Origin of the sequence: Streptomyces sp. NPDC001530 (genome assembly GCF_042894545.1) — a bacterium.
Lineage (GTDB): Bacteria > Actinomycetota > Actinomycetes > Streptomycetales > Streptomycetaceae > Streptomyces.
Genome location: NZ_JBIAVS010000028.1, coordinates 1 through 25,605, shown reverse-complemented (window position 1 = coordinate 25,605; position 25,605 = coordinate 1). Strand labels below are relative to the sequence as shown.

Genomic DNA, 25,605 nt, shown 5'->3' with positions numbered 1-25,605 from the left:
GTGAGCGACGGCGGGGCGGCACAGGGCCCCGGTGACGGGCACAGGGTAGCTGGTGCCCGATACTTGGACACATGGCTTACGACGATCTTCGCTCCCTGCTCCGGGCGCTGGAGCGCGAGGGCGACCTCAAGCGCATCAAGGCCGAGGTGGACCCGTATCTGGAGGTCGGGGAGATCGTCGACCGGGTGCAGAAGGCCGGGGGACCGGCGCTGCTCTTCGAGAACGTGCGCGGTTCGGCGATGCCCCTCGCGATGAACGTCTTCGGGACCGACCGGCGGCTGCTGAAGGCGCTCGGCCTGAAGTCGTACGGCGAGATCTCCGAGAAGATCGGCGGGCTGCTCAGGCCCGAGTTGCCGCACGGGTTCGTCGGGGTGCGCGAGGCCTTCGGGAAGCTCGGCGCGATGACCCATGTACCGCCGAAGAAGGTCAAGGACGCGCCGGTGCAGGAGGTGGTGCTGCGCGGCGAGGACGTCGACCTCGACACCCTGCCCGCCCTGTTCACCTGGCCCGAGGACGGCGGCTCCTTCTTCAACCTCGGGCTGACCCACACCAAGGACCCGGAGAGCGGCATCCGCAATCTCGGGCTCTACCGCCTCCAGCGCCACGACAAGCGCACCATCGGCATGCACTGGCAGATCCACAAGGACAGCCGCAACCACTACCAGGTGGCGGCGCGCAGGGGCGAGCGGCTGCCGGTCGCGATCGCCTTCGGGTGCCCGCCCGCCGTGACGTACGCCTCCACCGCCCCGCTGCCCGGTGACATCGACGAGTACCTGTTCGCCGGGTTCATCCAGGGCAAGCGGATCGAGATGGTGGACTGCAAGACGGTGCCGCTCCAGGTGCCGGCGCAGGCCGAGGTCGTCCTGGAGGGCTGGCTGGAGCCCGGCGAGATGCTGCCCGAGGGGCCGTTCGGCGACCACACCGGGTTCTACACGCCGCAGGAGCCGTTCCCGGCCCTGAAGATCGACTGCGTCACGATGCGGAAGCGGCCGCTCCTGCAGTCGATCGTCGTAGGCCGCCCCCCGACGGAGGACGGACCCCTCGGCCGTGCGACCGAGCGGTTCTTCCTCCCCCTGCTCAAGATCATCGTGCCGGACATCGTGGACTACCACCTGCCCGAGGCGGGCGGCTTCCACAACTGCGCGATCGTCGCGATCGACAAGAAGTACCCCAAGCATGCCCAAAAGGTGATGCATGCCATTTGGGGCGCACACATGATGTCCCTGACGAAGCTCATCGTGGTCGTCGACTCGGACTGCGACGTACAGGATCTGCACGAGGTCGCGTGGCGGGCGCTCGGCAACACCGACTACGCCCGTGACCTCACCGTCGTCGAAGGCCCGGTCGACCACCTCGACCACGCCTCCTACCAGCAGTTCTGGGGCGGCAAGGCGGGCATCGACGCGACGAAGAAGTGGCCCGAGGAGGGCTACACCCGGGACGGCGGCTGGCCCGAGATGGTCGTCTCCGACCCGGAGACGGCGGCGAAGGTCGACCGCCGCTGGAAGGAGTACGGCCTGTGAGGTCCCTGGACGACGGAAGGGAGAGCGGCCGGTGAGCAGCGCTTCCGCGGCACTCCCGCAACCGGGCCGTACCAAGGCGTTCCTGCGCCTCGTCATGATCGAGCACTCGGTGTTCGCGCTGCCGTTCGCGTACATCGCCGCGCTCACCGCGATGTTCCAGTGGGACGAGAACATCCACTGGGGACGGCTGCTGCTCGTCACCCTCGCGATGGTCGGCCTGCGCACCTTCGCCATGGCCGCGAACCGGATCATCGACCGCGAGATCGACGCGCGCAACCCCCGTACGGCCCAGCGCGAGCTGGTCACCGGCGCGATGAGCGTGAAGCACGCGTGGACGGGCGCGCTGGTCGCCCTGGTCTTCTTCCTCGGCGCCGCGGCCCTGCTCAACCCGCTGTGCCTCGCCCTCGCGCCCATCGCGGTGATCCCGATGGTCGTCTACCCGTACGGCAAGCGGTTCACGAACTTCCCGCAGGCCATCCTCGGTCTCGCCCAGGCGATGGGCCCGATCGGCGGCTGGCTGGCGATCTCCGGCGAGTGGTCCTGGGACGCCGTCATCCTCGGTCTCGCGGTGGGCGTGTGGATCGGCGGCTTCGACCTGATCTACGCCTGCCAGGACGTCGAGACGGACCGCGAGATCGGCGTGCTGTCGGTGCCGGCCCGCTTCGGCATCCCGGCCGCGGTCTGGGGCGCGCGCGGCTGCCACGCCGTCACGACCGCCCTCTTCGTCTGGTACGGGGCGGTCACCGGTGCCGGTGCCTTCTTCTGGCTCGGCCTGGCGATCGTTGCGGCCGCCTTCCTCTACGAGCACTCCATCGTCAAGCCGCACGACCTGTCCCGCCTGAACCGCGCGTTCTTCAGCGTCAACGGTTTCATCGGCATCGCCCTGTTCGTCTGCGCCCTGCTCGATCTGCTGGTACGCGGGCTCACGGTCTGAATCCCCGCAGTGGCCGGATAGGCTCGACACCATGAAGCCAGGACAGACGCAGCGCCGGCCTTGGATCGTGGGGGTGTCGGGCGCCTCCGGTACGCCGTACGCCGCCGCTGTGCTGCGTGCGCTCCTGGAGGCGGGGGAGAGCGTCGACCTGGTGGTCTCGCGCGCCTCCCGGCTCACCCTGCTCGACGAGACCGGCCTTCCCTTCCGCGACGCCCACTGGCGGGACGACCTGCGGGAGTGGCTGGCACGGGGCGCCGACGGCAAGCCCGGCACCTTCGCCGCCTTCGAGGAACGCATCGACGCCGTACGGCACTGGAGCGCGGGCGACCTGGCGGCGGGGCCGTCCTCGGGCTCGTACCCCGCCAAGGGCATGCTCATCGTGCCGGCCTCGACGGCCTGTGTGGCCGGAGTCGCCCTCGGACTGTCGAAGGACCTGCTGCAGCGCGCCGCGAGCGTCACCCTCAAGGAGGGGCGGGGGCTCGTCGTCGCCGTCCGTGAGACCCCGCTGAACGGGCAGACACTGCGGCACCTGGTCACCCTGGACGACGCGGGCGCGACCGTACTGCCCGCCTCACCGGCGTTCTACGCGGGGGCCACGCACATCCAGGACCTGGTGGACTTCGTCGCCGGGCGGGTCCTCGACGCGGCGGGCGTCGAGCACCACCTGTACCGCCGGTGGGAGGGCGAACTCGGGAGCGGCTCCCGCGGGACGACCTGAACCACCCGCACCACCTGAGCAAGTCGCAGTACCCACTCATCACTTCAGGAACTCTTCAGCGGAAGGCTTTCGATCGCATGGACGCGGTGGACAGGCAGCTCATCCAGGCCCTGAGAGAGAACGGCCGGGCCTCCTACGCGGAGTTGGGGCGCCTCGTCGGTCTGTCGGGACCCAGCGTCACCGACCGCATCAACCGGTTGGAGGCCGCGGGTGTCATCACCGGCTACCGCGCGACGGTCGACTCGGCCTCGCTCGGCCTCGGTGTCACCGCCCTGATCGGCATCTCGCTCTCCGACGCCGCCGACCACGAGGACGTGGCCCGGCGCATGCGCGACCTCAGCGAGATCGAGGACTGCTGGTTCATCGCGGGCGACGACTCGTTCATGCTCAAGGTGCGGGCGAGCGACGTGGACGGCCTGGAGAAGACCATCCGTCGGCTGTCCGGGACGAAGGGCGTCTCCAGGACCCGTACGACGATCGTGCTCTCCACGAAGTGGGAGAACCGGGTGGGTGAGCTGCCCGAAGAGCACTGAAGCCATAGGCGTACGGTTGTCAGGGTTCGTGACGAGGAGAGGTAAAGGCATGGATGTCGGGCTCAAGCGCGAGCTGGAGGACAAGGTCCGGGCCGGTGAGCGGCTGACCCGCGAGGACGGCATCGCGCTGTACGAGTCGGACGACCTGGCCTGGCTCGGCGGGCTCGCGCACGAGGTGCGCACCCGCAAGAACGGTGACGTGGTCCACTTCAACGTCAACCGTCACCTCAACATGACGAACGTGTGCACCGCGTCCTGCGCGTACTGCTCGTTCCAGCGCAAGCCGGGCGAGAAGGACGCGTACACGATGCGCATCGAGGAGGCCGTCCGCCTCGCCAAGGCGATGGAGAACGAGAACCTCACCGAGCTGCACATCGTCAACGGCCTGCACCCCAACCTCCCGTGGCGCTACTACCCGCGGTCGCTCAGCGAGCTGAAGAAGGCCCTTCCGCATGTGTCGCTGAAGGCCTTCACGGCGACGGAGATCCACCATTTCGAGACGATCTCGGGGCTGTCGGCGTCGGAGATCCTGGACGAGCTGATCGACGCCGGTCTGGAGTCGCTGACCGGCGGCGGCGCGGAGATCTTCGACTGGGAGGTCCGCCAGCACATCGTCGACCACCGCACCCACTGGGAGGACTGGTCGCGCATCCACCGCCTCGCGCACGAGAAGGGTCTGAAGACCCCGTGCACGATGCTGTACGGCCACATCGAGGAGCCCCGCCACCGCGTCGACCACGTCCTGCGGCTGCGTGAGCTCCAGGACGAGACGAACGGCTTCCAGGTCTTCATCCCGCTGCGCTACCAGCACGACTTCGTGGACATGAAGGACGGCAAGGTCCGCAACCGCCTTCAGGCGCGCACGCAGATGGCCACGGGAGCCGAGGCCCTGAAGACCTTCGCGGTCTCGCGCCTCCTCTTCGACAACGTCCCGCACGTCAAGGTCTTCTGGGTCATGCACGGCGTCCAGACCGCGCAGCTGGCGCTCCAGCACGGTGCCGACGACATGGACGGCTCGGTCGTCGAGTACAAGATCACGCACGACGCGGACAACTACGGCACGCCGAACAAGCTGACCCGCGAGGACCTGCTCGACCTGATCCGCGACGCGGGCTTCCGCCCGGTGGAGCGGAACACGCGCTACGAGATCATCCGGGAGTACGACGGTCCCGACCCGGCGCGTCGGGAGTCGCCGCAGCCGATGCGCGTGTGAGCCGGCCGGGCGCGGGGGTACCCGGTAGTGCGTGAGCACCCGTACGACCTCCGCTCCCGAGGACGCCTACACCGCGGAGCCCTTCGTCCCCTCCCGCGGCGGACTGGCCGCCCTGCGCCGGGCCGCCGCGGGGTGCCGGGGCTGTCCCCTGCACCGCGACGCCACGCAGACGGTCTTCGGCGCCGGTCCGCAGGACGCCAGGGTCATGCTCGTCGGCGAGCAGCCCGGTGATCAGGAGGACCGGCAGGGCGAGCCCTTCGTGGGGCCGGCCGGGAAGCTGCTCGACCGGGCGCTGGCCGAGGCGGGGATCGATCCCGGCGAGGCGTATGTCACCAACGCCGTCAAGCACTTCAAGTTCACGCAGGCCGAGCCCCGTAAGCGCCGTATCCACAAGGCGCCCACTCTGCGCGAGATGACCGCGTGCGGGCCGTGGCTCGCCGCCGAGCTGGCGGTCGTCGAGCCCGAACTGATCGTGGTGCTCGGGGCGACGGCGGGCAAGGCGCTGCTCGGGTCGTCGTTCCGGGTCACGCGGGAGCGGGGGGCCGTACTGGAGCGGGAGATCCACGGGCGGGTCGAACGGGTCGTGGCGACCGTGCATCCCTCGTCGGTGCTGCGGGCGGACGACCGGGAAGCGGCGTACCGGGGGCTGGTGGCGGACCTGCGGGTGGCGGCCCGGGCGCTTGGGTGAACTCCGGCCGACGCCCAGCCGGCGTAGGTGAAGGCGTCCCCCCCCCCGGAACCGGGCGAGCGGCCGGCCGAACTTAGGCTCGCTGACCATGGAGCTCACCTACCGCCTCGACCCCGACCTCACCCCCGCGTTCCTCGGCGAGCTGACCCGGCTGTGGGTGGACGTCAGTAACGCGGGCGGAGCGGTCGGCTTCCCCGGCGCGACGACGCATGAGGAGATACGTCCCGAAACCGATGCATACGTGAAGTCGATCGCGGCCGGGCGTCACCGCCTGCTCGCCGGTCTCGACGGCGACGGGCGGCTGCGGGCCACCGCCTTCCTCGGCTTCAACACGCACCGGCTCCAGCGCCACTTCGGCTGGCTGACCACGGTCATGATCGACCCGTCCCTCCAGCGCGGTGGCCACGGCCGCGCCCTGCTCGCGGCGGCCGAGGAGCACGCCCGCGCGTTCGGCCTGGAGGCACTGAAGCTCACCTGCCGGGGCGGCCTCGGCCTGGAGCACTTCTACGCGTCCTGCGGCTACAAGGAGGTCGGCCGGGTCCCGGGCGGGCTGCGCGTCTCCGCGGACGACTACCGCGACGACATCATGATGTGGCTCGAGCTGAACTGACACGGTCCCGCGCTTCACGTCCAGCCCGCCTGCAAGATCGCTCTCCCGGCGTGCTTCACTGGACGGACGGTGCCCTTTGGGAACATTCGAAACGGAAGAGTGGATTGACATGGGCCGCTACACACTGATGCGCCTTGGTATCTTCGCGGGCTGCCTCGTGGTCGTCTGGGGCCTTGTCTACTCCGGTATCGCCCCGCGCGGACTCGGCGACTCCAACTACATGTGGGTCGTCCTGCTCTCCCTGGTGATCTCCGCCCCCATCAGCTTCGTCGTCCTGCGCAAGGAGCGCGACCGCGCCTCGGCCCAGGTCGTCGCCCGCGTGGACCGCGTCAAGGCCAACCTGGAGCGCAACCGCAGCCAGGAGGACGACGTCGTGGACGACGCGGCCCGTGGCGGCGCGCAGGGCCAGACCTCCTAGCGCCGGCAATGCTCTGACGCTCCTCACCGCCCGGCCCGGCGGCGGCCGATCGTACGCTTGCCCGCATGGGTGCTGTGAAGAACAAGCGGATGCCGCGTGCGGTACGTGAACGGCAGATGCTGGACGCCGCCGTGTCGACCTTCGGGCAGCGGGGGTACCGGGCCGCGTCGATGGACGAGATCGCCGAACTGGCGGGCGTGTCCAAGCCGTTGGTGTACCTGTACCTGAACTCGAAGGAAGACCTCTTCACCGCGTGCATCCGGCGGGAGGCGAAGGCTCTCACCGACGCCGTCCGCGCGGGCGTACGGCCCGGTCTGCCCGCCGATCGTCAACTCTGGGACGGGCTGCGGGCGTTCTTCACGCACACCGCCGAGAACCCTGACGGCTGGGCCGTCCTCCACCTCCAGGCCCGTACGCACGGTGAGCCGTTCGCCGCCGAGGTCTCCGCGATGCGCGAGGAACTCGTCGTGTTCGTCACGCAGTTGATCGTCGTCGCCGCGCGCGAGGCCCATCGCGATCCGTCCCTTCCCGAGCGCGAGGTCGCCGGCCTCGCGGAGGCCCTCGTCGGCGCCGCCGAGTCCCTCGCCGCCTGGGCCAACGCCACCCCCGGCGTCTCCGCCAAGCAGGCGGCGGCGACCTTGATGAACTTCGCCTGGGCAGGCTTGGGCAACCTGATGGAGGGCCACCCTTGGCTACCACCACAGACGGGCGCGTAGAGGTGGGTTGTTTCTTCGCCCCCTCCGCCCCTACCCGACCCGTACATGATCCTTCGGCTGCGAGTGGGTGGGGGCTTGTCGCGCAGTTTCCCGCGCCCCTTCAGGGGCGCGGGAAACTGCGCAGTCTTTTAGCGGGGGTCTGGGGGCGGCAGCCCCCAGGGACGATGGGGGTCCCCCCTGCTCGAGCGAAGCCGAGAGCTTGGGGGAGGGTAGGGGCGGAGGGGGCGAAAAACTCTGTGGGGCACACCGCGGTCAGGCCTGCCCCCAGCGGCGGAGGGCGGGGGCGACCTTCTCGCGGCCCACGCGGTAGAGGGACTTGGCGCCACCGCGCGCGACCCGGCGGACGACCGCCCGCACGGGCCCCGCCCCGCCCCCACCCAACGGCACCGACAACGGCCTCCCCTTCTCATCGAACCCGTTCCGTTCCAGAATCCCCCCGAGATAGGCCCCGGCCCGCTGCGGCGAGTAGTACGGCCGCAACGGCGGCAGCACCCCCGCCCCCCGCAGCGCGCCAAGCCGAGCGCGCGCGGCGGCATACGCATCCCTCTTCCCGATGCCCTGCCGCGCCGCCCACACCGGATCGACCCGCGGTAGCGCCCCCGCATCCAGGTCGTCCCAGGAGGCAAGGCACCCGGAGTGCACGAAGTAGTGGTTGCCATGCGCCTCACGGACCCCGAAGTCGGTGAGGATCGCGGTCGGAATGTCCCGGTGCATCGACTCCAGCGCCGCCGTGGAGCTCACGGTCACCAACAGGTCGGTACGGTCGAGGACTTCGCCCATGTTGCCGTGGACGAGCTGGAGGTTGGCGGGCGCGGGCTCGGCCAGTTCCTCGATGAGCGCCTGGTACGGGTTGGCCTCGACGTGGGTCGTGTGCTCGCCGGGGAGGCTGCGCAGCTTCATCAGCACGAGACGGTCGGGATGCCGCCGTGCGTGCGCGGCGGCGCGTTCCAGCAGCTTCAGCCGTGCCTCCCTGCCCTTGGGCACGGACGGCTGCACGGCGAAGGTGAGCGTGAAGGGCCGGTCGGGGGAGGGCGCGTACGGGTCGCCGCCGAGGAACGGCAGCGCACACTCCACCACCGTGTCCGGATCGACCCCCACGCTCGCGAAGGCGGCGCGGAAACGGTCCGCGTCGTACGCGCTGTTGGCGAGGACGACATCGGTGCCGGCGCGGGTGAGGAGCCCGTCGACCATCTTCTCGTAGACGACTCCGACGTACCCGGTGACGACGACGGGCCGCCGCTCGCACGCCTGCCACGCGATCCCCAGGCTGTGGGTGAGCGCGAGCGTCGTACCGCCGGCGGTGGCCATGACGAGGACATCGGCCCCGGCCAGCTCCTCGTCGTCCACCAGCTCGGCCGCCGTGACCACGCGCCGGGTGTCGGGCACGATCCCGATCTCCGCGAGCTGACGCTCCGTCGGGGTGGCCCGGGTGCGCAGGAAGACGGCGTCGAGGGCGTGCTCGGGAGCGATCTGCCGCCCGACCGAGGCGCCCCACTTCCAGCGGGTGTCCGAGTCGGCGATTACGGCGATACGTCTGGGCGGCATGGCTCGAGCCCTTCCTGGCGGGGGTCCGGTGGAGAGTGAGCCGAGGCTAGGAACGGCGTCTGAGGGTGGGATGAGCGAGGGCTTGAAAGGGCCTTGGGGTGCTGGGCGCGGACTGTGAGGGAAATGTCAACCGGTCTGTCTGACCTGCGGGTTGTTGATGACACTCCGCCCGACGCGGTTGCCCGCGTCATGAAGTGTTCGCTGTTTGTTCACCGGCTTTGCGTGCCGAGGGACCGTACGTCGCCGGTGAGGTGCACGCGCTCGGCACTCCGGAGCTCGAAGGCGGGGCCCTCGGCGGCGTACGTGACCGTGCCCGGCAGCAGCACCGGCGCCTTGAACTCGGCGCGTACGGTCACCGCGTCCTGCGGTCCGTACTCGGCGAGACAGCGGGCGACGGTCCACATGCCGTGGGCGATGGAGCGGGGGAAACCGAAGAGCCGGGCGGTGACCGGGTGCAGGTGGATGGGGTTCCGGTCCCCGGAAGCGGCCCCGTACCGCCGCCCGACGTCTGGGGCGAGGCGCCACTCGGTGAGCGCGGGCAGCGGCTTCCGCTCCGTCTTGGGCGCCTCCGGGGCGGGGCGGTCTTCGGTCCGGTGCCGCGCGAGGTACGTACTCCTCGATTCCCATACGAGCCCGCCGTCGATCCTTGCCTCGGTCGCGACGGTCGCCTCGGTGCCCCGCCGGTGCGGCGCCAAGCCCTCCACGTACACGGCGAGTTCGTACTCCGCCGTCGCCTCCAGCTCTCTGCGCTGTGTGACCTCGAACGAGGTGTGCACCAGCCCGAGCAGCGGCAGCGGAAACGTACGCCTCGTCATGATCCGCATGGCCAGCGGAAACCCGAGGACATGCGGATACGTGACGGGCAGCGCGTCCGCCCCCGTCGCGAACCCGCAGACCCGCTCGTAGCCGGCCAGCCGCGCGAGGTCGACGCGTACGCCCGGGAGGACGAGCCGCGTTGGGGTGACGTGGGCGTCGGGACGGGGGCGCTTGAGCAGGGAGAGGAAGGCGCCTCGGGCGAGGAGGGGGGTGAGGGAGGGGGGCATGCGACCTCCAGGGGGCGGAGCCCCGGGGCGGGACGGCGTACCTGTCGACATGTACTTACTCTGGAGTAAGGTTACCCGAGGTAAGTCCAAAGAGAGGCTGAGGAGCGAGCCGGCGATCGCGGGCGGGCAGGGCGTGACGGCGATCCGGGAACGCCCGTGTGGCAGGGGGTGGTTGGGACGGGGCCGGCCGCGCCCTGTGTGGCCGCTGAGGTTGCACAGCCCCAGCTCAGGACCATCCCCGAACCCGCACGAACTCCACACGCAGGCGCCGTACGATCTCCGACCTAACCAGCGGTAACAGCCCGGCCGCGCACCGCCGGTGAACGCCTCAGTACGCACGGCGCGTACCTCATGCAGCAGAGCAGTCCGTAGCTGCACGCCCCAGGAGCTGCCCCATGTCCATCCCGCACGCGTCCTCGTCCCCGTCGCCGTCCTCATCCGGCTTCGACTCCGCCCCGGCCCCCGCCCCGGTCCCTGACATCGACCTCGACTACGACGGCGGGCCCGTACTCGTGGAGCCGCAGGTACGACGGCTGGACGGGGTGGCACGGGAGGCGTCCGTGCCGCCGCTCGTCGCACCGGTGACCCACGGTTCGCTCGCCGACCTGCCCTTCACCAACGCGGACGCGGCTCCGGGCAAGGTGGTTCTCAGCCGCAAGGGGCCGGAGGGCCGCTGGACGGACGTGACCGCGGCCGAGTTCGCGGGCCAGGTGCTGGCGGTGGCGAAGGGGCTGATCGCCGAGGGGCTGGCGCCGGGCGACCGCATCGCCATCATGGCGCGTACGACCTACGAGTGGACGCTCCTGGACTTCGCCGCGTGGGCGGCGGGCCTGGTGACGGTCCCCGTCTACCCCACCTCCTCCGTCTTCCAGGTCCGCTGGATCCTCCAGGACTCGGGCGCGGTGGCCCTGTTCACCGAGAGCGTGGCCCAGGCGTCGGCCCTCGGTCCCGAGCGCGAACGCCTGCCCGACCTCAGGCACATGTGGGTCATGGAAAAGGGCCACGTGGAGCGCCTGGCGGAGCTGGGCGAGCAAGTCCCGGACCAGGAAGTGGCCGTACGCCGGGGGATGTTGATCCCGGACACCCTGGCCACCCTCATCTACACCTCGGGTACGACGGGCCGCCCCAAGGGCTGCGCGCTCACGCACGGCAATTTCTTCGCCGAGGTCGACAGCGCGATCGAACTCCTCTACCCGATCTTCAAGGCGAAGTCGGGGGACGACGTGTCCGTCCTCCTCTTCCTCCCCATGTCCCACGTCTTCGGCCGCATGGTCGCCATCGCCTGCGTCCGCGCGCGGGTACGGCTCGGCCACGCGCCGAGCCTCAAGGCGGACGACCTGCTCCCGGACCTGGCGAGCTTCAAACCGACGTGCCTGCTGACCATCCCGTACATGCTGGAGAAGGTCTTCAACGGCGCCCGCGCCCGCGCCGAGGCCGGCGGCCGGGTCTCGTCCTTCGACCGCGCGGTGAACGTGGCCATCAGGTACGGCGAGGCCATGGAGGCCAAGCAAACCGGCACCGGCCCCGGCCCCAACCGCGCCCTCAAGACCGCCCGGGCCTTCTACGACCCCCTCGTCTACCGCCGTATCCGCAACGCCATGGGCGGCCGCGTCCGCAACGCGATCTGCGGCGGCTCCCCGCTGGGCCGCCGCCTCGCCGCCTTCTACGCGGGCGCGGGCATCGAGATCTACGAGGGCTACGGCCTCACGGAGACGACCGGCGCGGCCACGGTCACACCCCCGCTCAAACCGCGCCTCGGCACGGTCGGTTGGCCGCTTCCCGGCACGAAGGTCCGCATCGCGGCGGACGGTGAGATCCTGCTGGCCGGCGCCCAGGTCCTACGCGGCTACTGGGATCCCCAGGCGGGAGGCGTGGTCCCGGCCGCCCCCGACGGCTGGCTGCCCACCGGCGACCTCGGCGCCCTGGACGACGACGGCTACTTGACCATCACAGGCCGCAAGAAGGAACTCCTCATCACGGCAGGCGGCAAGAGCGTGGCCCCGGCCCCCCTGGAGAACTGGCTCCGCTCCCACCCGCTGATCTCCCAGTGCATGGTCCTGGGCGACGGCCGCCCCTACGTCACCGCCCTGATCACCCTCGACCTCGACGGCATCACCCACTGGCGGCAGATGAACGGCAAGCACCCGGTTCCGGCGGAACTCCTCGTCAACGACGAGGAGTTGCGCCAGATCCTCCAGCGAGCGGTGGACGAAGCGAACAAACTCGTCTCCCGCCCGGAGTCCATCCGCCGCTTCGCCATCCTGCCGGTGGACTTCACGGAGGAGGCGGGCCACCTGACCCCGTCGATGAAGCTGAGACGGGATCAGGTCATGCGGGACTTCGAGGGGGCGGTGGCGGGGCTGTACGAGCGGTGAGCCGCGTGAAGCCGGTGAACCGCTGATTCACCGTCAGCCGCCGCGGCGCACAACGCGCGCCCCGGATCCCCAGGAACTGGCGCCATCGCGCCACAGAGCGCCCGCAGACCCCGCCCGCCTGCGCCTAGGGGGGCGAGGGGGGCTCACCTTGCACCCGCCGTCCGTAGCAGCGCCGTTACCGCCGCGGCTCCCAGGACCACCACGACGAACGGTGCCCGGCGCCACGCCAGTACGCCTCCCACCAGCACCCCTACCGGGCGGGCCCACCCCGCGAACTCCCGTGTCTCCGTGAGCGCCCCCGTGGCCAGCAGCGCGACAAGGAGCACCACCGCGCCTGTGGACAGCAACTCCCGTATCTGTACGGGAAGTTCGACGCGCCTGTGCAGCAAGGGCCCCACCAGCCGGAAGGCGTACGTGCCGACGGCGAGGGCGAGGATGGCGGCCACCGTCGGAGTCATGCCGACCTCCTCCTGACAACCAACAGCCCCGCCAGGGCCAGCAACACCGGCACCCCCACCGGCACCAACGGCGTCACCGCCAGAGCCACCGCCGCTCCGGTGAGCGCGGCGCGCCGTACGCCCGCGTCGCCCCGTACCGCGGGCAGCACCAGCGCCACCAGCACCGCGGGGAACGCCGCGTCGAGCCCGTACGTCGCGGTGTCGCCCAGGGCGCCCCCGGCGAGGGCGCCGCCCAGGACGCAGAGGTTCCAGGCCGCGTACAGGCCGAGCCCGGAGATCCAGAAGGCGGCCCGGCGCCGGGCGGGATCGGGCTGGGCGAGGGCGAAGGCGACCGTTTCGTCGGTGACGAGGTGGGCGCCGAGGAGTCGGGTGGCGCGTCCGCGGCCGATGACGTCGGCGACGGCGAGGCTGAAGGCCGCCGTCCGGGTGTTGAGCAGCAGCCCCGTGGCCGCCGCGGCGAACGGCCCGCCCCCGGCCAGCAGAATCCCCACCGCGCTGAACTGGGCGGAGCCCGCGTACACCACCAGCGACATCACCACCGGCACCCATACGGGCAGCCCGCCCGCGACGGCGATGGCCCCGAACGAGACACCGACGACACCGCTGGCGAGACAGACGAGGGCCACGTCCCGGAGCAACTCGGGGTCGTGGACCGAAGGTGTTCGGAGAAGCGAACGCATGTTTTCTACAATGAACAGTAAGGCCCATGTTCGTCAAGGCGAACGATCGTACCGACGGAGCGAACACAGTGACCGATGCGACCGATCCGACCCATGGGGCCGACGTGAGCGATCCGACCGATGCTCACGGTGGGCCCCCGTCCCGCCTCCCCCTCGACTGGATCGCCGCCTCCCTGCGCCGCGAACGCACCCGCGCCGGGCTCTCCCTGTCCGAGCTGGCCAAACGCGCCGGGATCGCCAAGTCCACGCTGTCGCAGCTGGAGGCGGCGAGCGGCAATCCCAGCATGGAGACGCTGTGGGCCCTGGGCGTGGCGCTCGGCGTACCGTTCAGCGCGCTGGTCGAGCCGCCGGCTCCGGCGGTGCAGGTGATCCGCGCGGGGGAGGGGCCGACGGTCCACTCGGCGCGGGCCGCGTACGCGGCGACGTTGCTCTCGGCCAGTCCGCCGGGGGCCCGGCGCGACATCTACCACCTTCGGGTGGAGCCGGGCGCGGCCAGGGAGTCGGACCCGCACATCCCGGGGACGGTGGAGCATCTCATCGTCAGTACGGGGCGGCTGGTGGCGGGACCGCGGGGCGAGGCGGTCGAGCTCGGGCCCGGTGACTACATGTCGTACCGCGGTGACGTACCGCACTCGTACGAGGCGCTGGCGGCGGGGACGACGTTCGTCCTGGTCATGCAGCACGTCTAGACGCTCGTACGCACAAAGGCAGGAGCCCCGCGACCGGCTGGCGCGGGGCTCCTTGGGTACTGCTATCCGTTCCGGATCAAAGCATTGGGCTCATCGAGCCGAAGGCTTAGAGCGGGGTGACGTTCTCCGCCTGCGGGCCCTTCGGACCCTGGGTGACGTCGAAGGAAACCGACTGGTTCTCTTCGAGAGAGCGGAAACCGCTCGCGTTGATCGCGGAGTAGTGGACGAAGACGTCCGGGCCGCCGCCTTCCTGGGCGATGAAACCAAAGCCCTTTTCGGCGTTGAACCACTTCACGGTTCCGGTAGCCATAAGCCCTCCTTGGGCCCAAAGGGTTGCCCTGCTCCAGAACCTGCGATTGTGTAAACAACTGCATACGTCTGAAAACGACGAGAGCCCGCGGTCACATGCTCCGCAGGCTCTGTACTGCAAGGGAAACCAAACTGCAACTTGCGGCGAGCCTAGCACGCAGGCAGCCGAAAGCAATAGAGGGCAAGATCACGTCACCCGGAAGTTTGAACCCGTCTGGGGTATGGGTGACGTGCGTTGACTTCACGGTGTCACAGGGGTTGACATGGCGGGTCGCACTGGTTTCCAAAACCACTCCCGCACCCTGAAGCCTGCACCGTACCCCATGGGGTCTAGCCTCGCGATGTGGACAATTCTCGCACCCGGCCGCGCGTCGGCCACATCCAGTTCCTGAACTGCCTGCCCCTGTACTGGGGGCTCGCGAGAACGGGTACGCTCCTCGACTTCGAGCTCACCAAGGACACCCCGGAGAAGCTCAGCGAGAAGCTGGTGCAGGGCGACCTCGACATCGGGCCCATCACGCTCGTCGAGTTCCTCAAGCACGCCGATGAGCTGGTCGCCTTCCCGGACATCGCGGTCGGCTGCGACGGGCCGGTGATGTCCTGCGTGATCGTCTCGCAGGTCCCGCTGGACCAGTTGGACGGCGCCCGGGTCGCGCTCGGCTCGACCTCGCGCACGTCCGTACGCCTCGCCCAGCTGCTGCTCGCCGAGAAGTTCGGCGTCCAGCCGTCGTACTACACGTGCCCGCCCGACCTCAGCCTGATGATGCAGGAGGCCGACGCCGCCGTACTCATCGGAGACGCGGCGCTGCGGGCCAATCTCCTCGACGGGCCCAAGTTCGGTCTGGAGGTGCACGACCTCGGCACCCTGTGGAAGGAGTGGACGGGGCTGCCGTTCGTCTTCGCCGTGTGGGCTGCCCGGCGCGACTACCTGGAGCGCGAGCCGTTCGTCACCCGCAAGGTGCACGAGGCGTTCCTGGCGTCCAGGGACCTGTCCCTGGACGAGGTGGGCAAGGTCGCGGAACAGGCGGCCCGCTGGGAGGCCTTCGACGAGACGGTCCTGGAGCAGTACTTCACGACGCTCGACTTCCGCTTCGGCGCCCCGCAGTTGGAGGCGGTGCGGGAGTTCGCGCGCCGGGTCGGCGCGACGACCGGGTTCCCGACGGACGTACGCGTGCAGCTGTTGGAGTCCTGAGGTCCGGCCCGCGTACGGCACTACGCTGCTGGGCAGTGCGTTCGGTGCGTACGGGGGAGGGATGAGCTGTGAGCGCCATGCAGCCGCTCGGAGTTGACGAACCCACCGTCGTGGGGCCCTACCGGCTGCTCGGCCGGCTGGGCTCCGGCGGCATGGGGCGCGTGTATCTGGGCCGCAGCGCGGGCGGTCGTACGGTCGCGGTCAAGATCGTGCACCCGCACTTCGCGCTCGACGAGGAGTTCCGCGCCCGCTTCCGCCGCGAGGTCGAGGCCGCGCGGCGGGTGGGCGGCGCGTGGACGGCTCCGGTCCTGGACGCCGACCCGGACGCGTCGGTCCCCTGGGTCGCGACGGGCTACGCGGCCGGTCCGTCGCTCGCCGCCGCCGTCGCGGACGGCGGCGGTCCGCTTCCGGTGCATTCGGTACGGGTGCTGGGCGCGGGCCTCGCCGAAGCGCTCTCGGCGGTCCACGCGCTGGGCCTGGTGCACCGCGACGTCAAACCCTCGAACGTGCTGCTCACCCTCGACGGTCCGTTGCTGATCGACTTCGGCATCGCGCGGGCCACGGACGGTACGGCGTCGTTGACGTCGACGGGCGTGTCCGTCGGCTCCCCCGGCTACATGTCGCCCGAGCAGATCCTCGGCAAGGGGGTCGCGGGGGCGGCGGACGTCTTCTCCCTCGGCGCGGTCCTGGCGTACGCGGCGACGGGCGAGTCGCCCTTTCCCGGGGACTCCTCCGCCGCCCTCCTCTACAAGGTGGTGCACGAAGAGCCCCAATTGGGCACCATGGAGGGGGAGTTGCGCGAGCTGGTGACGGCGTGCCTCGCCAAGGACTCTGGTGCGCGCCCGACCCCCGACGAGGTGGCGGTCCGGTTGGCTCCGCAGGGCGCGGCCCGGCTGGTGACGGCGGGGTGGCTGCCGGGGGCGCTGGTGGAACAGGTGAGCCGAAGTGCCGTACAGCTGCTGAATCTTGAGGCTGCGGATGTCGCGCGTTCTGGGCCGGTGGGGTTCAGCAGCCCTTCGGTGGGGGCGAGTTCCGGGGCCGGGGTAGAGGCCGGGGCCGGGGCGGGGGCGGGGGTCTTCGGGCCGCCGCCCGTGATGCCCGCGTACGTACCGGGGCAGCGCGAGGTGCGGGCGTCGGAGCCCCAGGACGCGCAGTCTCCGCCCCCGCCCTCGCCCGCCGACCGTCCCGGCAAGGTCTCCGTCAGCGTGGCCGCCACCACGGCACCCGGCGTGAACGGCCGGGGCCGGAGGCTGAGTTGCACGGTCGCGCTCGCCGTCGCGGGAGCGCTGGCGGCGGTGACGGTGGGCTCGTCGTTCCTGTTCGACCTGATGCCGGGCGGTGACGGGGCGGGGGACAAGGGCAACTCGGCGGGCGGCGCCCACCCGTCGGCCTCGGTGGGCGCGAGCGCCCCCGACGCCGGGACAGGACCGTCGGCCGTCCCCGCCTCCTACCTCGGCACCTGGGAGGGCGACGGCATCGCCCTCGGCGGGACCCTCCCCATGGGCACCTTCCGCGTCACCGTCCACCAGGCCGCCGTGGGCAAGGAGTTGGGCACCTTCCGCCAGACCGACCAGATCGGCGGCATCTGCGACACCGTACTCATCCTGAAGAAGGTCACGAAGAAGCAGCTCGTCGCCACGAGCATCGCCAACAAGTCCAGCCGCGATGTCTGCACCAAGGGCGAACACGAGGTGCGGCTGACTCCCGTCGGGACCGGTCTCACGTACGAGACGGACAACTCGGAGGCGGGGGATCCGGTGGCCCGGATGACGAGGGTCAAGTAGCGGAAGGCTCCGACGCCTTGGGCGCGACCAGGGTTTCTCGCCCCCTCCGCCCCTGCCCTCCCCCAAGCTCTCGGCTTCGCTCGAGCAGGGGGGACCCCCATCGTCCCTGGGGGCTAGGCCCCGTAAGGGGCGCGGGGAACTGCGCGACCAGCCCCCACCCACCCGCAGCCGAAAGGCTGGTACGGGACGGGTAGGGGCGGAGGGGGCGAAGACCCACCTGCTCTCCTCGTCCGTCCCACCCGTCACTACTGTGTCTGCGTTAGCGAACACGGACGACAACGGGGAAGGCCCGCCATGGAGACACTGCAGCCGGACGATCCGCGGGAGTTGGGAAGTTACCGGCTGCTGCGAAGACTGGGTGCGGGCGGCATGGGCCGGGTGTATCTGGCCCGTTCGCCCGGCGGACGCACCGTCGCGGTGAAGGTCGTCCGCCAGGACCTGGCGGCGGACGCCGACTTCCGCCGCCGTTTCGAGCACGAGGTCGAGATAGCCCGGGCGGTCTCCGGCCGCTACACCGCCCCGGTCGTCGACGCCGCCCCCGACGCCGCGCTGCCGTGGCTGGCCACGTCGTACGTGCTCGGCCCGGACCTCACCGACGTGGTGAACGCCCACGGCGCCCTCCCCGAACACACGGTCCGCGCACTGGGCGCGGGACTGGCGGCAGCCCTCCAGGAGATCCACGCCGCGGGGCTCATCCATCGCGACCTCAAGCCGTCGAACGTCCTGCTGGCCGCCGACGGCCCCCGTGTCATCGACTTCGGCATCGCGCGTGCGGTGGACGGAAACCGTATGACCCAGACGGGAGTTGTGGTCGGCTCGCCCGGCTACATGCCCCCGGAGCAGGCCCTGGGCCGGGATGTCGGCACGCCGGGCGACGTCTTCTCCCTGGGCGCCGTCCTGACCTTCGCGGCCACCGGCCACAACGCCTTCGGCGACGACGCGGCCTCCCACGCGGCCATGCTCTACCAGATCGTCCACGGCGAGCCCGACCTCGACGGCGTACCTCAGTCCCTGCTCGGTCTGATCCGCGCGTGCCTGCTGAAGGACCCCGCCCAGCGGCCCGCTCCGGGGGAGATCGTGGCGGCCCTCGCGCCGGGCGGCGTCGAGACCGTACTGACGAACTGGCTTCCGTCGTCGGTGGCTTCGACGATCGCGACGCACGCGGCGGGCATCCTGGACCTGGAGGCCCCGGACGCCCCGACACCGGCACCGGCACCGGCACCGGCACCGGCTCCGGCCTCGGCTGCGGATCCGGCCCACGCCTCGGCTCCGGCTCCCGCCTCGGCCGCGGGTTTCGGCCCGCCGCCGGCGATGCAGGGCGGGACGCCCGCTCCGGCGTACGGCACCCCGCCGGGCGGTACCCCGGCCCCGGCGTACGGCACTCCGCCGGGCGGTACCCCGGCCCCGGCGTACGGCACTCCGCCGGGCGGTACCCCGGCCCCGGCGTACGGCACCCCGCCGGGCGGTACCCCGGCCCCGGCGTACGGCACTCCGCCAGGCGGTACCCCGGCCCCGGCGTACGGCACAGGCGCGCCCCTCCCCGGCACCGTCCACCTCGGCACGTCCGCCCCTGCCCCGGCGCCTTCCCGGCGCCGCTTCCTCGGCCTGACGGCAGGTGTCGCCGGTGTCGCGGTGCTCGGCGGCGGCACCGCCTGGTGGCTGTCCCGGGACGGCGGTTCCTCCGATACGTCGGCGGGGACGAGCGGCACGGGCGAGCCGGCCGCCGAGCGCTTCACGACGCCTCCTGCGGGGACGGCCCCGCAGGCGCTGTGGCACAAGTCGGTGGCGGAGGACAGCACGAGCGACGACCTGCCGCTGATGATCCACGACGGGCTCCTGCTGATCAGCGGTGACCCGCTGGTGGCGTACGACGTGAAGACCGGCAAGGCGAAGTGGTCCCGCAAGGGCGTGGCCAGGCCCGGCGCTCTGCCGCTGCTCGCCGACGGGAAACTGTTCCTGGCCGACGCCGACTACGACGGCGTACTCGTGGCCCTGGACGTGACCACGGGCAAGGAGGCCTGGCGCAGCCGCCTCGACAAGAAGCTGGACCTCGACGAGACCATCGCCGTCGACAGCAAGCACGTCTATGTCACGCTGACGGACTACAACGACTCGCACAGCGCTACCGACTACCGCAAGGGCGTCGCCGCGATCGACCGCACCACGCGCAAGCAGGTGTGGGCGCAGATGCGCGACTGGGGTACCGACAACTGGGACGTCCAGGGCACGGCCTCCGGAAAGTACTTCGTCTACGCCGACTCGAAGTACAACCTCACCGTCCGCGACACCGCCACCGGCGGCCAGCTGTGGACCAAGAAGCTGGGCGACGACTGGAGTTGGACGCCCACCGTCGCCGCGGGCCTCGTCTTCCTCCAGGGCGACAAGCTGACGGCCCTCGACGCGGAGACCGGCAAGGTCGTGTGGACGCTGTCCCCCAACGGCCGCCGCGGCTTCCACGAGCCCACTGTCATCGGCGACGTCCTGTACATCAGTGACTTCGACGGCGGGGTGTGGGCCGTCCACGTCAGGACCGGCAAGAAGATCTGGCTCTGCGAGGACCCCGGAGCCCGCAGGGCGCCCACGACGTTCCTGCGTGCGGGAGCGACCCTGTACGGCGCGTCCTATTGGGACGAGGGCGGCATCTTCGCCATGGAGGCGAAGACCGGCAAGTCCCGCTGGGTGTACAACGACAACAAGTCGCCGGGTGAGCCCTGGCGGGTGGCCATCTCCGGCAACCGGCTGCTGGCGACGCACGGGTACGAGATCTACGCGCTGCCGGCCGTGTGATCGCGCTGCCCACTGTGTGAACGCGGGCCCCGGCCCCGGGAGTCACCGGGGCCGGGCCGCGGGCCTCACATGGGGGTCGTGACCGTGAGCGGCTCCCCGTCCCCGAGGTGCAGCAGGCCCTTGCCGGGGGCGACCGGTCCGCCGACCATGCTCCGGTTCGTACGGATGCCGATCAGCTCGCCCGCGGAGGAGTCCTGCGGAGACAGCAGGATGCCCCGGCGGCCCTTCTTCATCTCGACCTGCCAGCCGGAGAAGCCGCTGCACACGTCTTCCTCGTCACCGGCGATGACCAGGCCGAGGCCGCGCTCGCCGCCCCGCTGGACGATCCGCTTGAAGACAGTCTCGGCGTCGCAGTCCTCCAGGACCTCGCCGTCGTCGACCAGGACCACGATCGGTTCCTCGGGCGTGGCCGAGTCGATGGCCTCGCGCAGGTCGTCGCTTTCGATGTCGTCCTCGTCGAAGACCTTCAACACGCCTTTCTGGCCGTCGAGTTCCCGGAGCGGCGAGGGGCGCGGGGCGGCGATGACGAGGCGTACGCCCTGCGCGAGATAGGACCGGGCGAGGTTCATCAGCGTCGTACTGCGGCCCGACTTGGCCGGACCCGCGATGACGAACGTCGGCACGCCCTGCGCGAGGTCGGGGCCGAAGCCCATGATGTCGTCGCCGCCGATGCCGACCAGACCCCACAGCTTGGAGCGCGAGGCGTCGGGATCGCGCATCTCCCAGGCGTCGTTGAAGCTGATCCGGGTGGGCAGGACGTCGACGCGGAACGGGCGGCGGCTGCGCGAAAGTTGAGCGTCCCGCGCGGTCGCGGCCTCGCCGATCGCCGCGATCGCCGCGGCCTGCCCCTGACCCGTGGCGTCCTCGGTGAGCAGGGCGAACTGGGTCTCGGTGCCGTGTTCGTTGCGGTAGCCGCGGCCCGGCGGGATCTCCTCGGGGACCTTGCGGGCGTTGATGCCGATGAGTGAGAAGTCCGAGCGGTCGGCGAGCCGCAGGCCGTACTTGTCCTCGGTGAGTGAGCCGATCCGGGTGGAGAGGATCTGGCGGTCACCGGTCATCACCATGTGCAGGCCGACGCTCGCGCCCTCCCGCATCATCGCGGTCAGCTGGTCGGTCAGGTCACCGTGGTCGTACTCGCCGAGCGTCGGGAGCCAGCCCTCCCACCGGTCGAGCAGCACGACGATGTGCGGGAGCCGCTCCTCCTCCGGTACGGCGGCCCGCTGCTCGCCGATGTCGGCGAAGCCCTTGTCGGCCAACAGATCCTGGCGGCGGGTGAGTTCGCCCTTCAGGCGGGCGATGAGGCGCACCACGCGCTCGGTCTGGTTGCGGCTGACGACCGCGCCGCAGTGCGGCAGCCGGGTCAGCGCGTTGAGCGCGCCGTTGCCGCAGTCGATGCCGTAGAGGTGGACGTCCGCCGCGGAGTGCGTGCGCGCCAGCGAGCCCGCGATGGTCCGCAGGATCTGCGAGCGGCCACTGCGCGGCGCACCGCCGATGAGCAGGTGCCCGAAGGAGGCGAAGTCCACGACGACCGGGCGGCGGGCCTGGTCGGCGGGCAGGTCCTCGACGCCGTACGGGGCGGGCGGCAGCTTGCCGGGTCCGCCCGCGAAGGCGGGCAGCTGGATCTCGTCGAGCAGCAGCGTCTCGGAGAGTGCGGGCAGCCAGGGGCTGTGCTGGGCCGGGATGCGGAGGATCTGGTTGGCCTCGCGTACGGCGTCCACCAGCACCTTGAGGTCGGTGATCTCCTCCTCCTCACGCGCCTCGGCCTTCGGCTTCACCAGCGCGGCCCGCCCCAGGTCCTCCCAGCCGAGCGGTCCGACCCAGGGGGCGAGCAGCGTCGGATCGGCGGCACCGGGACGGCGGCCACCGACGCGGCCCGACTGGAACGGTACGAGCGAGGCATGCCCGAGACGGACGTACGCCCGGCCCGGCGTGCTCTTGGAGATGTGCCCGGCCTCGGGGGAGTCGATGACGTCGCTGGACTCGCCGCCGTCGGTGACGCGCAGGGCGATACGGAGGTTGGTGTTGGCCCGGATCTCGGGGGAGACCACACCGCTCGGGCGCTGCGTGGCGAGCAGCAGGTGGATGCCGAGCGAACGGCCTCGCTGGGCGATGTTGACCAGACCCGTCACGAAGTCGGGCAGGTCGCGCACCATCGAGGCGAACTCGTCGATGACGATGAGGAGTCGGGGCACGGGCGCGTGCGAGGGATCACGGCGGACGAGGTCCTGGTAGTCCTCGATGTCCTTGGCGTCGGCGGCGGCGAGGATGTGCTCGCGTCGTTTCAGCTCCGCGCCGAGTGACTCCAGGGCGCGCTCGACGAGATGGGCGTCGAGGTCAGTCACCATGCCGACGGTGTGTGGGAGTTTGACGCAGTCCTTGAACGCCGAGCCGCCCTTGTAGTCGACGAGCACGAACGTCATGTTCTCCGGCGTGTTGGCCACGGCCAGCGACGCCACGATGGTCTGCAGCAGCTCCGACTTACCGGAACCCGTCGTACCCGCGATGAGACCGTGCGGGCCGTCGCGCCGCATGTCGATGCCGAACGGCCCGTCGTACGACTCACCGATGACCGCCATCGTCGACTGCCCGCCCATGCGCCAGCGCGCGGTGATGGCGTCGCTGGTCGGCGGCTCCAGCTGCAGCACGTCGAGCAGCCGGCTGGCGCCCGGAAGGGCCGAGTCCTCGGTCTCGCCGCTGATGTCGCGAAGGGGGGAGAGGGCGCGCGACAGCCGTGCGCACCAGGCGGCGGACACGAAGTCGGGCCGTACGTTCCGTACCCGCGCGACGCCCGTCTGCTGGACGCGCAGCCGCAGTTCGAGTGCCTTCTGCGCGCCGGACTGGGAGTCGTCGGTCTCGGTGGCGTGCCAGGCGTGGAAGGAGGGGAAGCCGCCGGGAGCCGCGGGGGCGCCCTGGGCGATGCGCTGCTGCGCGGTTGCGTGCTCCTCGGGCTTGGGCTCCGCGATGACGATGGCCTGGCATTCGCCGGGCAGGAAGCGCTCCTCGGCGTCCAGGCAGATCGCGTACATGGACATGGCCGGGCCCTCGCGGAGTAGCCGCACCACACCGGGCATGGAGCGCAGCCGACGCGACCCGTCCCAGATCACGATGATGTCGGGGTCGCTGAAGGAGGCCTTGTTGCCGTTCTGCCTCGCGGCCTTCTGGCGGGCGTCGAGGAGTTGGGTCAGTTCACCGATGCGGGCGCCGACGGTCTCGGCGTCCGTACCTATGAGGACGTTGGCGTCCTGGGCGCCCGCGGGCCGGCTGTGCGGCAGCCAGCGCACCCAGTCCCAGTTCTCCCGCCCGCTGTTCTCGGTCAGCACATAGAACTGGACGTCGAGCGGGCTGTGCAGCACGGCGGTCTGCGCGACGGCCCAACGCCCCAGCGCCTGCGCCGAATCGCCCGGCCCCGCGATGCCGATGACACCCCGCTCGCGCAGCGGCAGCGCGACCGGCGCGTCCTCGATGGTCCAGGTGACCTCGCGCTTGTGGTCGTCCTGCTCCGGGTCGTCGAGCACGACCTCGGAGGGCAGTTGCCCGGTTCCGACCCGCAGCAGCAGATGGTCGGCGTCGGTCCGCCGCCGCTCCCACAGCCGTGTCCGCGGCCCGGTGCTCAGCGACAGTACGGTGGCGGGGTCGGGAACGGCCTGGCGCCGGTCGAGCCGCTCGGCGACGAGGGCGTCCTGCGCGTCCTTCTCGATCCGCTCCTTGTGCTCCTTGTACTCCTTGACCTGCTTCGCATGGGACTTGCGCCCCTGCTTCTTGTCCATGAAGAAGTTGCCGAACATGATGAGCGGGCTCAGCAGAGCCATGATCATGTAGTACCAGCGCCCGAAGACCATCACCATGACGACGGCACTGACCAGCGGCGTCAAGGCCATCAGCCAGGGCAGCGGCCGGGCTTCGTAGTCCCGCACGGGACTGGGCAGCCGGAACTTCGTCTCCCGCTCCGGCGGGTGCAGCCGCGGCGGCCGGTTGTAGTCCAACCCCGCCCCGTCGTCGGACCACTTGAGGGCGGCGTTGGGGGGCGAGTAACGGTCGAGCTCGAGCAGGGTGTTCCCGATGGCGATCTGGCTGCCGAGGGGCCACTCGTCGTCGTCGCGCTCGGCGATGTCCTCCCCGTCGAGAGTGACGCCCTTCTTTTCCTCCTGTATGGCGACCCGGCAGGTGCCATCCGTTGCAACTGACAACGTCAGGGCTCGTGGCGGAAGTTCCGGGTCGTCGATGCGGAGGTAGGACGAGGCCCCGGCACCGATGTCGTACCGCCCGATCCCGAGCCGGTGCACGGCACCGGCGGCCGGACCGCCGGCGACCCGCAGCTCGACGAGCCCGGTCGGCTCACCCGGCAGACACCCGGCGGGGTCGTGCAGGCTGACGACAGCGCCCTCACGCAACGGGGAAGTGCCTATGGTGGCGGAGGGGTCGACGGGATACCCGTCGACGTAGGCGATCGGAGCACCGCTCTGTGCCGCCTGGTGCTGCCCGATCGGGATGATCTGCGCACCCCCGCTGTACCCGACGTGCGCCGCCAGTTCCTTGGCGATGTCCCCCACCGAGGACTCAGGATCCGCATCAAGAACCACGTCGGCGGTGGCGCCGCCGAGCGGATCGACGACGGTCAGAGTCAGGCGCACGCTCGTCCTCCCCAGGCACCTGAGGCCGCTTCCGGAACGCGGGCCACAGTGCCCTCGACGATAGCCGCTTCCCCCTTCCCGCAGGCAACGTGCTGTGTGAGAGGCCGTTGGAGGCCCCGCGCGGATACGGCGTTCATGCGGCCTCTGCACGGCGTCTGGTGCGGGCCCGTGACAGAACCGGGGTGTGCTCCTGCAAGCGCCGTAAGTAAGCTGCTGGCTCAATGCGGAAGATCGCATCATCCGCATCAGGAGCCACGGGGGTTGGCCCTGCGGCGAGTTGGAGTATGGAGGACGCCACATGGCCGGCGGCAAAGACGCGGATATCACATACGAGAAGATGCGGCACGCTGCGAAGCGACTGGGCCACGAGAAGGAGAAGATGGAGGACAAGCTCCACGGCCTCGACAGCTACATCGACGGCCTGGTCGCGGACGGCTACACGACCGCGAAGGGTTCGCAGGCCTTCGACGACTCCTTCAAGGAGTTCACCAAGGGCATGAAGGACACCCTTGAGGGCCTCAAGGGCATGGCCAAGTTCCTCGACGACGCCGCGAAGGCGTACGAGGACCTGGATGACCAGCTGGCCAAGGGCGTCAAGGGCAAGTAGCACCGGCCCGCGCCGCTTGTTGCTTTCGGCGTGGGGGGCCCCCCCGCCCCCCCCCCCCCCCAGGTTAAAGGGGAATAGCCACCGCGGGGAGACCATGTGGGCCCAAAAAACCCAAAATAACCCCACCAAAAAAAAGCCCCAGAACACAAAAA

General features: G+C 70.7%; 21 protein-coding genes. 15 read left to right on the top strand and 6 right to left on the bottom strand.

Annotated features, from left to right (window positions below):
* Positions 1-71 precede the first annotated feature (71 nt).
* The 9 genes from ACFY0T_RS41970 (at position 72) to ACFY0T_RS41930 (ending at position 7,353) form a co-directional block, all read left to right on the top strand.
* On the top strand, positions 72-1,523 hold the full coding sequence (locus tag ACFY0T_RS41970) for a menaquinone biosynthesis decarboxylase (protein ID WP_388883485.1): 1,452 nt from the start codon (positions 72-74) through the stop codon (positions 1,521-1,523).
* Positions 1,524-1,554: 31 nt separating this feature from the next.
* Complete coding sequence (gene mqnP / locus ACFY0T_RS41965; RefSeq protein ID WP_388883483.1) at positions 1,555-2,457, top strand: menaquinone biosynthesis prenyltransferase MqnP; 903 nt, start codon at positions 1,555-1,557, stop codon at positions 2,455-2,457.
* A gap of 31 nt (positions 2,458-2,488) precedes the next feature.
* Positions 2,489-3,175, top strand: coding sequence for a UbiX family flavin prenyltransferase (locus ACFY0T_RS41960; RefSeq protein ID WP_388883481.1), 687 nt, complete (start codon positions 2,489-2,491; stop codon positions 3,173-3,175).
* Positions 3,176-3,252: 77 nt separating this feature from the next.
* The gene (locus tag ACFY0T_RS41955; protein WP_388883479.1) at positions 3,253-3,708 is read left to right on the top strand and encodes an Lrp/AsnC family transcriptional regulator; all 456 of its coding nucleotides are present in this window, start codon (positions 3,253-3,255) and stop codon (positions 3,706-3,708) included.
* A gap of 49 nt (positions 3,709-3,757) precedes the next feature.
* Complete coding sequence (gene mqnE, locus ACFY0T_RS41950; RefSeq protein WP_388883477.1) at positions 3,758-4,921, top strand: aminofutalosine synthase MqnE; 1,164 nt, start codon at positions 3,758-3,760, stop codon at positions 4,919-4,921.
* 31 nt (positions 4,922-4,952) lie between these two features.
* Positions 4,953-5,609: a UdgX family uracil-DNA binding protein gene (locus ACFY0T_RS41945; protein ID WP_388883475.1), complete on the top strand. Its 657-nt coding sequence runs from the start codon at positions 4,953-4,955 to the stop codon at positions 5,607-5,609.
* 88 nt (positions 5,610-5,697) lie between these two features.
* Complete coding sequence (locus ACFY0T_RS41940; RefSeq protein WP_388883473.1) at positions 5,698-6,219, top strand: GNAT family N-acetyltransferase; 522 nt, start codon at positions 5,698-5,700, stop codon at positions 6,217-6,219.
* Positions 6,220-6,328: 109 nt separating this feature from the next.
* On the top strand, positions 6,329-6,637 hold the full coding sequence (locus tag ACFY0T_RS41935; RefSeq protein WP_388883471.1) for a DUF4229 domain-containing protein: 309 nt from the start codon (positions 6,329-6,331) through the stop codon (positions 6,635-6,637).
* A 65-nt stretch (positions 6,638-6,702) separates the two neighbouring features.
* On the top strand, positions 6,703-7,353 hold the full coding sequence (locus ACFY0T_RS41930; protein WP_388883469.1) for a TetR/AcrR family transcriptional regulator: 651 nt from the start codon (positions 6,703-6,705) through the stop codon (positions 7,351-7,353).
* Positions 7,354-7,605: 252 nt separating this feature from the next.
* Here ACFY0T_RS41930 and ACFY0T_RS41925 read toward each other — a convergent pair whose 3' ends face one another.
* Both ACFY0T_RS41925 and ACFY0T_RS41920 read right to left on the bottom strand, forming a co-directional pair.
* Positions 7,606-8,898 carry a DUF6716 putative glycosyltransferase gene (locus tag ACFY0T_RS41925; RefSeq protein WP_388883467.1) on the bottom strand — a complete coding sequence of 431 codons (1,293 nt, stop codon included), beginning with the start codon at positions 8,896-8,898 and terminating at the stop codon, positions 7,606-7,608.
* A gap of 209 nt (positions 8,899-9,107) precedes the next feature.
* Positions 9,108-9,941: a MaoC/PaaZ C-terminal domain-containing protein gene (locus tag ACFY0T_RS41920; protein WP_388883465.1), complete on the bottom strand. Its 834-nt coding sequence runs from the start codon at positions 9,939-9,941 to the stop codon at positions 9,108-9,110.
* Positions 9,942-10,336: 395 nt separating this feature from the next.
* Here ACFY0T_RS41920 and ACFY0T_RS41915 point away from each other — a divergent pair, with 395 nt between their 5' ends.
* On the top strand, positions 10,337-12,316 hold the full coding sequence (locus ACFY0T_RS41915; protein WP_388883463.1) for an AMP-dependent synthetase/ligase: 1,980 nt from the start codon (positions 10,337-10,339) through the stop codon (positions 12,314-12,316).
* A gap of 143 nt (positions 12,317-12,459) precedes the next feature.
* Here ACFY0T_RS41915 and ACFY0T_RS41910 read toward each other — a convergent pair whose 3' ends face one another.
* Positions 12,460-12,774, bottom strand: a complete 315-nt coding sequence (locus tag ACFY0T_RS41910; RefSeq protein ID WP_388883461.1) for an AzlD domain-containing protein — start codon at positions 12,772-12,774, stop codon at positions 12,460-12,462.
* Positions 12,771-13,454, bottom strand: coding sequence for an AzlC family ABC transporter permease (locus ACFY0T_RS41905; protein WP_388883459.1), 684 nt, complete (start codon positions 13,452-13,454; stop codon positions 12,771-12,773). Before ACFY0T_RS41905 ends, ACFY0T_RS41910 begins: the two co-directional genes overlap by 4 nt.
* 104 nt (positions 13,455-13,558) lie before the next feature.
* On the opposite strand from ACFY0T_RS41905, the gene ACFY0T_RS41900 reads away from it, so the two are divergent.
* The gene (locus ACFY0T_RS41900) at positions 13,559-14,143 is read left to right on the top strand and encodes a helix-turn-helix domain-containing protein (RefSeq protein WP_388883457.1); all 585 of its coding nucleotides are present in this window, start codon (positions 13,559-13,561) and stop codon (positions 14,141-14,143) included.
* A gap of 106 nt (positions 14,144-14,249) precedes the next feature.
* Here the strand turns inward: ACFY0T_RS41900 and ACFY0T_RS41895 are convergent, their stop codons facing one another.
* Complete coding sequence (locus ACFY0T_RS41895) at positions 14,250-14,453, bottom strand: cold-shock protein (RefSeq protein ID WP_010986243.1); 204 nt, start codon at positions 14,451-14,453, stop codon at positions 14,250-14,252.
* A 342-nt stretch (positions 14,454-14,795) separates the two neighbouring features.
* On the opposite strand from ACFY0T_RS41895, the gene ACFY0T_RS41890 reads away from it, so the two are divergent.
* The 3 genes from ACFY0T_RS41890 to ACFY0T_RS41880 all read left to right on the top strand — a co-directional run bounded on the left by ACFY0T_RS41890 (position 14,796) and on the right by ACFY0T_RS41880 (position 20,215).
* Positions 14,796-15,644 (top strand): menaquinone biosynthetic enzyme MqnA/MqnD family protein, encoded by an 849-nt coding sequence (locus ACFY0T_RS41890; RefSeq protein ID WP_388883455.1) that lies wholly within the window; start codon positions 14,796-14,798, stop codon positions 15,642-15,644.
* Between the two features lie 77 nt (positions 15,645-15,721).
* Positions 15,722-17,428, top strand: a complete 1,707-nt coding sequence (locus tag ACFY0T_RS41885) for a serine/threonine-protein kinase (RefSeq protein ID WP_388883614.1) — start codon at positions 15,722-15,724, stop codon at positions 17,426-17,428.
* A gap of 294 nt (positions 17,429-17,722) precedes the next feature.
* Positions 17,723-20,215, top strand: a complete 2,493-nt coding sequence (locus ACFY0T_RS41880) for a PQQ-binding-like beta-propeller repeat protein (RefSeq protein WP_388883453.1) — start codon at positions 17,723-17,725, stop codon at positions 20,213-20,215.
* A gap of 65 nt (positions 20,216-20,280) precedes the next feature.
* On the opposite strand, the gene ACFY0T_RS41875 is transcribed toward ACFY0T_RS41880, so the two are convergent.
* Positions 20,281-24,846 carry an FtsK/SpoIIIE domain-containing protein gene (locus ACFY0T_RS41875; protein WP_388883451.1) on the bottom strand — a complete coding sequence of 1,522 codons (4,566 nt, stop codon included), beginning with the start codon at positions 24,844-24,846 and terminating at the stop codon, positions 20,281-20,283.
* Between the two features lie 298 nt (positions 24,847-25,144).
* Between ACFY0T_RS41875 and ACFY0T_RS41870 the strand changes: the two genes are divergently transcribed.
* Positions 25,145-25,453: a WXG100 family type VII secretion target gene (locus ACFY0T_RS41870; RefSeq protein WP_078629450.1), complete on the top strand. Its 309-nt coding sequence runs from the start codon at positions 25,145-25,147 to the stop codon at positions 25,451-25,453.
* The last annotated feature ends 152 nt before the right edge of the window (positions 25,454-25,605 follow it).

What these genes read in the sequence shown, in the direction of transcription:
- ACFY0T_RS41970 (WP_388883485.1), top strand. Translation starts at nt 72, where the DNA reads ATGGCTTACGACGATCTTCGCTCCCTGCTCCGGGCGCTGGAGCGCGAG.
- ACFY0T_RS41960 (WP_388883481.1), top strand. Translation starts at nt 2,489, where the DNA reads ATGAAGCCAGGACAGACGCAGCGCCGGCCTTGGATCGTGGGGGTGTCG.
- ACFY0T_RS41955 (WP_388883479.1), top strand. Translation starts at nt 3,253, where the DNA reads ATGGACGCGGTGGACAGGCAGCTCATCCAGGCCCTGAGAGAGAACGGC.
- mqnE (WP_388883477.1), top strand. Translation starts at nt 3,758, where the DNA reads ATGGATGTCGGGCTCAAGCGCGAGCTGGAGGACAAGGTCCGGGCCGGT.
- ACFY0T_RS41940 (WP_388883473.1), top strand. Translation starts at nt 5,698, where the DNA reads ATGGAGCTCACCTACCGCCTCGACCCCGACCTCACCCCCGCGTTCCTC.
- ACFY0T_RS41935 (WP_388883471.1), top strand. Translation starts at nt 6,329, where the DNA reads ATGGGCCGCTACACACTGATGCGCCTTGGTATCTTCGCGGGCTGCCTC.
- ACFY0T_RS41930 (WP_388883469.1), top strand. Translation starts at nt 6,703, where the DNA reads ATGGGTGCTGTGAAGAACAAGCGGATGCCGCGTGCGGTACGTGAACGG.
- ACFY0T_RS41925 (WP_388883467.1), bottom strand. Translation starts at nt 8,898, where the DNA reads ATGCCGCCCAGACGTATCGCCGTAATCGCCGACTCGGACACCCGCTGG.
- ACFY0T_RS41920 (WP_388883465.1), bottom strand. Translation starts at nt 9,941, where the DNA reads ATGCCCCCCTCCCTCACCCCCCTCCTCGCCCGAGGCGCCTTCCTCTCC.
- ACFY0T_RS41915 (WP_388883463.1), top strand. Translation starts at nt 10,337, where the DNA reads ATGTCCATCCCGCACGCGTCCTCGTCCCCGTCGCCGTCCTCATCCGGC.
- ACFY0T_RS41910 (WP_388883461.1), bottom strand. Translation starts at nt 12,774, where the DNA reads ATGACTCCGACGGTGGCCGCCATCCTCGCCCTCGCCGTCGGCACGTAC.
- ACFY0T_RS41905 (WP_388883459.1), bottom strand. Translation starts at nt 13,454, where the DNA reads ATGCGTTCGCTTCTCCGAACACCTTCGGTCCACGACCCCGAGTTGCTC.
- ACFY0T_RS41895 (WP_010986243.1), bottom strand. Translation starts at nt 14,453, where the DNA reads ATGGCTACCGGAACCGTGAAGTGGTTCAACGCCGAAAAGGGCTTTGGT.
- ACFY0T_RS41885 (WP_388883614.1), top strand. Translation starts at nt 15,722, where the DNA reads ATGCAGCCGCTCGGAGTTGACGAACCCACCGTCGTGGGGCCCTACCGG.
- ACFY0T_RS41880 (WP_388883453.1), top strand. Translation starts at nt 17,723, where the DNA reads ATGGAGACACTGCAGCCGGACGATCCGCGGGAGTTGGGAAGTTACCGG.
- ACFY0T_RS41870 (WP_078629450.1), top strand. Translation starts at nt 25,145, where the DNA reads ATGGCCGGCGGCAAAGACGCGGATATCACATACGAGAAGATGCGGCAC.